This window comes from bacterium (assembly GCA_035945995.1).
Classification (GTDB): Bacteria; Sysuimicrobiota; Sysuimicrobiia; order Sysuimicrobiales; family Segetimicrobiaceae; genus DASSJF01.
Map to the genome: position 1 here is coordinate 21,622 of DASYZR010000050.1, position 6,612 is coordinate 28,233.

At 71.0% G+C, this 6,612-nt stretch carries 5 protein-coding genes; 1 reads left to right on the top strand and 4 read right to left on the bottom strand.

The annotated features are described in order from the left end of the window. Genes VGZ23_04980 through VGZ23_04995 form a run of 4 tightly spaced genes read right to left on the bottom strand, consistent with a single transcriptional unit; the run spans position 1 to position 4,842 of the window. Entirely contained in the window at positions 1-1,023 is a 1,023-nt protein-coding gene (locus VGZ23_04980) for a xanthine dehydrogenase family protein subunit M (GenBank protein HEV2356950.1), read from the bottom strand. Further along, positions 1,023-3,554 carry a molybdopterin cofactor-binding domain-containing protein gene (locus VGZ23_04985; protein ID HEV2356951.1) on the bottom strand — a complete coding sequence of 844 codons (2,532 nt, stop codon included), beginning with the start codon at positions 3,552-3,554 and terminating at the stop codon, positions 1,023-1,025. Before VGZ23_04985 ends, VGZ23_04980 begins: the two co-directional genes overlap by 1 nt. Then, positions 3,554-4,084 (bottom strand): (2Fe-2S)-binding protein, encoded by a 531-nt coding sequence (locus VGZ23_04990; GenBank protein HEV2356952.1) that lies wholly within the window; start codon positions 4,082-4,084, stop codon positions 3,554-3,556. The genes VGZ23_04985 and VGZ23_04990 overlap by 1 nt, the downstream gene beginning before the upstream one ends. Then, positions 4,081-4,842: an IclR family transcriptional regulator gene (locus VGZ23_04995; protein ID HEV2356953.1), complete on the bottom strand. Its 762-nt coding sequence runs from the start codon at positions 4,840-4,842 to the stop codon at positions 4,081-4,083. Before VGZ23_04995 ends, VGZ23_04990 begins: the two co-directional genes overlap by 4 nt. 347 nt (positions 4,843-5,189) lie before the next feature. On the opposite strand from VGZ23_04995, the gene VGZ23_05000 reads away from it, so the two are divergent. Further along, on the top strand, positions 5,190-6,612 hold a 1,423-nt coding region (locus VGZ23_05000), incomplete at its 3' end, for an FAD-dependent oxidoreductase (GenBank protein ID HEV2356954.1).

The following is a 6,612-nucleotide window of genomic DNA, read 5'->3' on the forward strand; positions in this document are numbered from 1 at the left end:
TCAGTGCGGCCCTCCCCCGCCCGGCGCGCCCTCATAGGGTAACCCGGCCAGTTCCCGTAGCGCGCGCTCCACGTACACCCGCGTCATCTTCTTGCGGTAGCCGATCGTCAAATCGGCGTTGTCGAGCGGTCGCGAGGGCTGGGACGCGGCCTGCGCGGCCTGCGCCAGCAGATCCTCGGCCGGACGCTGCCCGCGCAGGAGCGCCGCCGCCTGCGGGGCTCCTACGGGGCGCGAGGCGACGCCGCCGAGCACGATCCGCGCCTCGACGATGCGGCCGTCCGGATCGAAGCGGAGCGCGGCCGCGACGCCGAGGATCGGGAAATCGAACGACCCGCGCCGCCGCAGTTTCCAGTATGTGGAACGCCATCCGTCGGCGGGCGGCAGGATCACCTCGACGAGCAATTCCTCGGGTGATTTGGCGAGATACTGCATCCCGTCGTCGCGGTAGAACGCGGCGGCTGGGACGGTGCGCTCGCCGCCCGGCCCGGCGAGACGGAACTCCGCGCCGAGCGCGATCGCGGCGGGCGCGGTGTCGGTGGACGAAATCGCCCAACAGCGCGGGCTGCCCGGCGCCACCAGGCAGATGTCGCCGTCCTTCTTCATGCAAAAGCCGATCGACTTGCGCCAGTGATATGTCTGGTTGTAGTAGTTGCACCGCGTATCGAGGCAGAGGTTGCCGCCGATCGTGCCCATGTTGCGGAGCGGCGGCGTGCTGACTGCGCCGGCGGCGAGCGCGAGGGCGCGATATCCGGTCGCGACACCGGGAGAGGCGGCAAGGTGGGTCAGCGTGACACACGCGCCCACCGTCATGCCGCGGCCGGGATCGCCGGCGAGGCGGCGCAGCTCAGGAATGCCGCGTAGTCCCACAAGCGTCTTGGGCTCGAACTGCCGGCGCTTCATGTTGGGGTAGAGGTCCGTGCCGCCGGCGACCGGCATGCCGTTCGGGGCCGTTTCGCCCAAGAACCCGATCGCCTTTTCGAGCGTGCGCGGCGCAAGGTACGTGAACGGCGGAAGGCGCAGCATCAGCGGTCCTCTCCGCCCTCGGCGTCTGGATCGGTCGCGCACTCCGGCATACGACGACGAACGTCGCGGGCGTCGTCGAGGTCCGTCCCGGTGTGGAGCCGCGCAGCCGGCCCCTGTGCGCCGCCGGCGATGGCGGTCTCGGACCGCCACGGCCGCTCCCACTCGGGCGGCGGCTCGACGACAATGGGCGCCCGAAACGGGAACGCCGGGACCCCGCGCGGCCCGACACGCCCCGGCGCCCCCTTCGCCCGCTGCTCCAGGGCGGCGAGGACCTTGTCGGGCGAGATCGGGATCTCGTCGATGCGCACGCCCACCGCGTCGTACACCGCGTTGGCGACCGCCGGGATGACGGGCAGCAGCGGTCCCTGGCCCGCCTCCTTCGCGCCGAACGGTCCTTCCGGGTCGTTGGTCTCGACGAGGATCGTCTCGACCGGCGGCATCTCGAGAAACGTCGGGCTCTTGTACTCGAGCATCGACGGGATCTTGTGGAGGCCCCGGCGGAACGTCTGTTCTTCCATGAGCGCCTCGCCGAGCGCCATGTACACGCTGCCCTCGATTTGACCGATCACCAGCGTTTCGTTGATCGCGCGGCCGATGTCGTGGGCAATCCACACGCGCTCCACCCGCACGTCGCCGGTCGCCCGGTCGACGCCGGCCTCCACCACCGCGGCCGTAAACGAGTAGGCGGGCGAGGGGCCGACGCCCGATCCTTTGTACGGCCCGGCCAGGCGCGGCGGCCGGTACGAGCCGACGGTGGTCAGCGTCCCGAACATCGCTTCCGCCAGCGCGGCCGCCTCGGCGAACGCGACCCCGCGCGAGGGATCGCCGGCCGCGTGCACGCGGTGGTTCCCGACGACGAGCTCGTCGCGGTCGACCTCGAGATGCTCCGAGACCGCCGCGCACAGAAGGTCCCGCGCTTTGGTTGCCGCCGCGAGCGCCGCGTTGCCGGCCATGAAGGTCACGCGGCTGCTGTAGGATCCGAGGTCGATGGGCGTGAGATCCGTGTCCGCGGTGACGAGACTGACCTCCGGCGGGTCGAGGCCGAGCACCTCCGCGACGATCCCGGCGAGCACCGAGTCGCTGCCCTGCCCGATGTCGATCGCGCCGCAGTACACGGTGACGCCGCCGCCCCGGTCGACGCGCAGCTGCACTTCGCTGTGCGGCATGTCGTTCCAGTAGATCGGCAGCCCGGCGCCGCTCAGGTACGTGCTCACCGCGAGCCCGACGCCCCGGCCCGCCGGCAGGCGCCCGTGCTTGTCCCGGAATCCGCTCGCCGCGACCACGCGCTCGAGACACTCCCGGAGGCCGTTGCTCGTGATCCGCAGGTGATTCACCGTACGCGTGAACGGCGCGGTCGTGTTGACGAGCCGGATCGTCGCCGGATCGATCCCGAGGTCTTCGGCGAGTTTGTCCATCTGAATCTCGATGCCGAATCGCGGCTGCGGCGTCCCGTGGCCGCGCTTCGGCCCGCACGGCGGCTTGTTCGTCCAAAACCGCGCGCCCTCGAACTTGTACGCCGGGATGCGGTAGGTGACGGGCTGCAGCGCGCCGGTGTAGTAGGTCGTCGCGATGCCGTACGAGCCGTACGCGCCGCCGTCCAGAAACGTCCGAATGTGGCAGGCGGTGATCCGGCCGTCGCGCCGGACCCCGGTCCGGATCCACATCAGCACGGGGTGCCGGCCCCGGTGCGCGTAGAACACCTCCTCGCGGGTCAGCGTGATCTTCACCGGCCGGCCGGTGACCAGCGCCAGTTTGGCGGCGCAGATCTCGTGGCTGAAGGGATCGCTCTTGCCGCCGAAGCCGCCGCCCACCGGCGTGGCGATCACGCGGATCGCGCTCATCGGCAGCCCCAGTACCTTGCCCAGCGCCCGGTGCACGTAGTGCGGCGTCTGCGACGACGTCCACAGCGTCAGCCGGCCGCCGGCGTCGCGCTGCGCGACCGCGCTGTGCTGTTCCATCGGCAGATGCGTGTTGCCCTGAAAGAAAAACACGTCCTCGCGCACGTGCTCGGCTGCGGCGAAGCCGGACGCGAGGTCGCCAAACTCGAGCGAGACGTTCTTGTGGACGTTGGGGCCGGGCCCGTCGCCGTACTCCTGCACCCGGACCGCCGTCTCCGCCGCCGCGTCCTCGATGGACATGACGGGCGTGAGCGGCTCGTACTCGATCTCGATCGCGCCGCACGCCCGCTCGGCGGTTTCTTCGTCGAGGGCGGCCACCGCGGCCACGGGGTCGCCGACGTACCGGACCGTGTCGCGGCACAGGGCTTCCTCGTCCTGGCTGCTCGGCATGATGCCGAACTTCACCGGCAGATCGGCGCCGGTGATGACGGCGATGACCCCCGGGACGGCGCGCGCGCGGCCGGCGTCGAGCCGGCGGATCCGCGCGTGCGGCAGATGGCTGCGCAGCAACCGGCCGTGGAGCATCCGCGGGAGCATCAGGTCATCCGCGTAGACCGTCTCGCCCGCCGCCTTGCCGGGCCCGTCCACGCGCCGCCAGGGCCGGCCGATGATGCGGAACTCTTCACCGGCCATCAGCGCACCGGCGCCTTCGCGGCGGCAGATGCCGCGCCGCCCATCGGACGGGCCGGCGGTGCGTCCCGGAGGCGCTCCGCGGCGAGATCGACGGCCTCGAGAATCTTGAGATAGCCCGTGCAGCGGCAGAGGTTGCCGGCCAGCCAGCGCGCGGCATCCTCACGCGACGGCGCGGGATCGCGGTCGAGCAGCGCCTTGGCGGCCAGCAGGATGCCGGGCGTGCAGTACCCGCACTGCGCGGCGCCGAGCTCGGCGAACGCCGTCTGCAGGGCGTGCGGTTCGCCCGCGGCCGCCACGCCCTCGATCGTGGTGATCTCGCGGTCCTGCACCTCCACGGGAAGGGCAAGACAGCTCAGCACCGGTTCTCCGTCGACCAGCACCGTACACGTGCCGCACTCGCCCAGCTCGCAGCCGTGTTTGGTGCCCGTCAACGCGAGATCTTCGCGGAGCACTTCGAGGAGTGTCTTGTGCACCGGCGCGATCAGATCGCGCGTCTCGCCGTTGATGCGGAGCGCGAGCGCGACTTTCATGTGGCCGCCCCCTGCCCCGCGCCCTCGACGGACCGGCGCACTCCCTCCGCGAGCCCCCGCGCGGAGGCGAGCAGCGCCGGCAGCCACCGCCGCAGCGCCGCGGCGGACACGCGCGATGCCACCGCGATGATCGAGTACGCGGCGATCAACTCGCGGCGGTCGGGCGGTCCGGCGAAGACCGGGACCGAGATGGCCCGGATGCCGTCTTGATACTCCATGTCGTCGATCGCAAAGCCCGCGCGGCGCACTTTCTCGAGTTCGCGGCCCCACCGGTCCGGACGCGTGATCGATCGCGCGGTGAAGGACGGAAGCTCCGGCGGCACCGGGCGGGGCGCGGGATCGAAGGCATCGAGCACCTTGGCCACGGCGCCGGCGTAGGCCGGCACCCGAAAGCCCGGCGGCGCCGTCACCTTCAGCCGTTGCGGCGACTCCTCGCTGGCGACGATAACCGAACCGTCGCCGTCCCGGGCGTGCAGAGCGACGGTCTCCGCACTGAGCCGGCCCAGGTGCACCAAATGCGGCCGCGCCAGCACGCCGAGTTCGTTGGGATCCTGGGCGGCGCGTCCGAGCAGCACGAGGGCCGGGCCGAGTCGGTACCGGAGGGTCTCCGGATCGCGCTCGACGAGTTCAAAGGTGGTCAGCGTGCCCAGGATCGCGTGCGCCGTGCTCTTGTAGATGCCGACCGTTCGCGCCAGATCCGTCAGCGTGGCCTCGCGCCGGCCGGCCAGCGTGCGCAGGATGCCCGCCGCGCGCGCCACGGCCGGCACCGAGCGAGGGGCGAGAGCAACAGCGGTATGCGAGGACAATACGGCACCCTCCCTGCAGTCCAGCGGGGCCGGCGCGGTGTGGCAAGCGTCGGGACCCCCCGGTGGTTCGCTGCATCGAACAGAAGTTCCGTGCCTACAACTACGCGACGAACGGACCGGAACCCTGCTGCCGCTGTCTGGTGCCTAAACCGTGCGAGCGTCTCGCCCCCGGCGAGACCCGTCCGGCCGAGGCAGGGGGTTCGCCGGACGTTCGCGTAAGTCGAAGGGGTAGTTCCGGCGTGAGGGACGCCGTTCCATCATGTGGGACGGCCCGCACGCGCCCGCGGGATGGTGATGCGGTGGCGGTCGAGACGAACGGCCGGCGGACGCGGCGCCCGAAGAACGTCGACGAGAAGACGTTCGCCCGGGCGGTCCGCGAGTTCACGGCGATCGTCGGAGAGCGCAACGTCTCGCTGTCGCCGGCCGAACTCGTCCCCTACGCGCATGACGTGATCATGGTCCCCCCGATCTGGCCGTCGGCGGTCGTGCGCCCGGGCTCGGTGGCGGAGGTGCAGGCGGTGGTGCGCATCGCCAACCGCCTGCGCATCCCGCTGTGGCCGGTCAGCACGGGCAAGAACATCGCCTACGGCCGCATGATGGCGGTCGAGCCCGGCAACGTGGTGCTCGACCTCGGCCGGATGAACCGGATCTTGGAAGTCAACGAGAAACTCGCGTACGCGGTCGTCGAGCCCGGTGTCACGTACGCCCAGTTGTACAAGCACCTGCGGGACCAGAACCTGCCGTTGTGGCTCGATCCCCCGGCGACCGCGCCGGGGGCTGGGCCCCTCGGCAACACCGTCGAACGCGGCGTCGGCTATACGCCCTACGGGGAGCACTTCTTGTTCTCGTGCGGGATGGAGGTCGTGCTGCCCGACGGCCGGCTGCTGCGCACGGGATCCGGGGCGCTGCCGGGATCGCGCACGTGGCACATCTTCAAGTGGGGATACGGACCGTACCTCGACGGCCTGTTCACCGCGAGCAACTACGGTATCGTGACCCGGCTCGGCATCTGGCTGATGCCGGAGCCGCCGGCCTACCAGCCCATTCTGATGACCTGCGACCGTGAGGACGACATCGTCGCGATCATGGACTTCCTGCGGCCGCTCAAGGTGTCGCACCTGCTCCCGAGCGCGGTGGTCGTCGCCCACGCCCTGCTCGCGCTGGCCGCCGAGGCCGAGTATCCTTGGGACCTCACCGGCGGCACGCGGCCGGTGCCGGAGGAGTGGATCCGGGAGCACGCCCGCGCGCGGATGCTGAGCATGTGGAACATCGCCGGCTGCCTGTACGGATCGCCGCCGGTGGTCAAGGAACTCAGCGAGGCCGTGCGCCGGCGCGCGGCCGCCGATCTCCCGCAGGCGACGCTGCTCGACGTCGACGCCGCGCGCCAGAGTCCGTATTGGGACCATAAGGTCCGCAACATGACCGGCGTGCCGTCGATGGTCGAGTACAGCCGCCTGTCCTGGCGCGGGGGCGGGAACGCCTTCGTCGCGCCGGTCGTCCCGCTGTTCGGCGAGGAGGCGCGCAAACACATGGAGATCGCGCGGCCGATCTTCTGGAAGCACGGCTTCGATTACATCGGGGAGTTCATCGCCGCCTCGCGCGACCAGCACCACGTGATGATGCTGCTGCACAAGCAGCCGGACGAGATGCCGCGGGCGATGGCCTGCTACCGCGAGCTCACGGACGCTTTCTGCGACGGCGGGTACCTGCCCTACCGGACCA

Coding starts and splice junctions, on each gene's coding strand:
- VGZ23_04985 (HEV2356951.1), bottom strand. CDS start 3,554: ATGGCCGGTGAAGAGTTCCGCATCATCGGCCGGCCCTGGCGGCGCGTG.
- VGZ23_04990 (HEV2356952.1), bottom strand. CDS start 4,084: ATGAAAGTCGCGCTCGCGCTCCGCATCAACGGCGAGACGCGCGATCTG.
- VGZ23_04980 (HEV2356950.1), bottom strand. CDS start 1,023: ATGCTGCGCCTTCCGCCGTTCACGTACCTTGCGCCGCGCACGCTCGAA.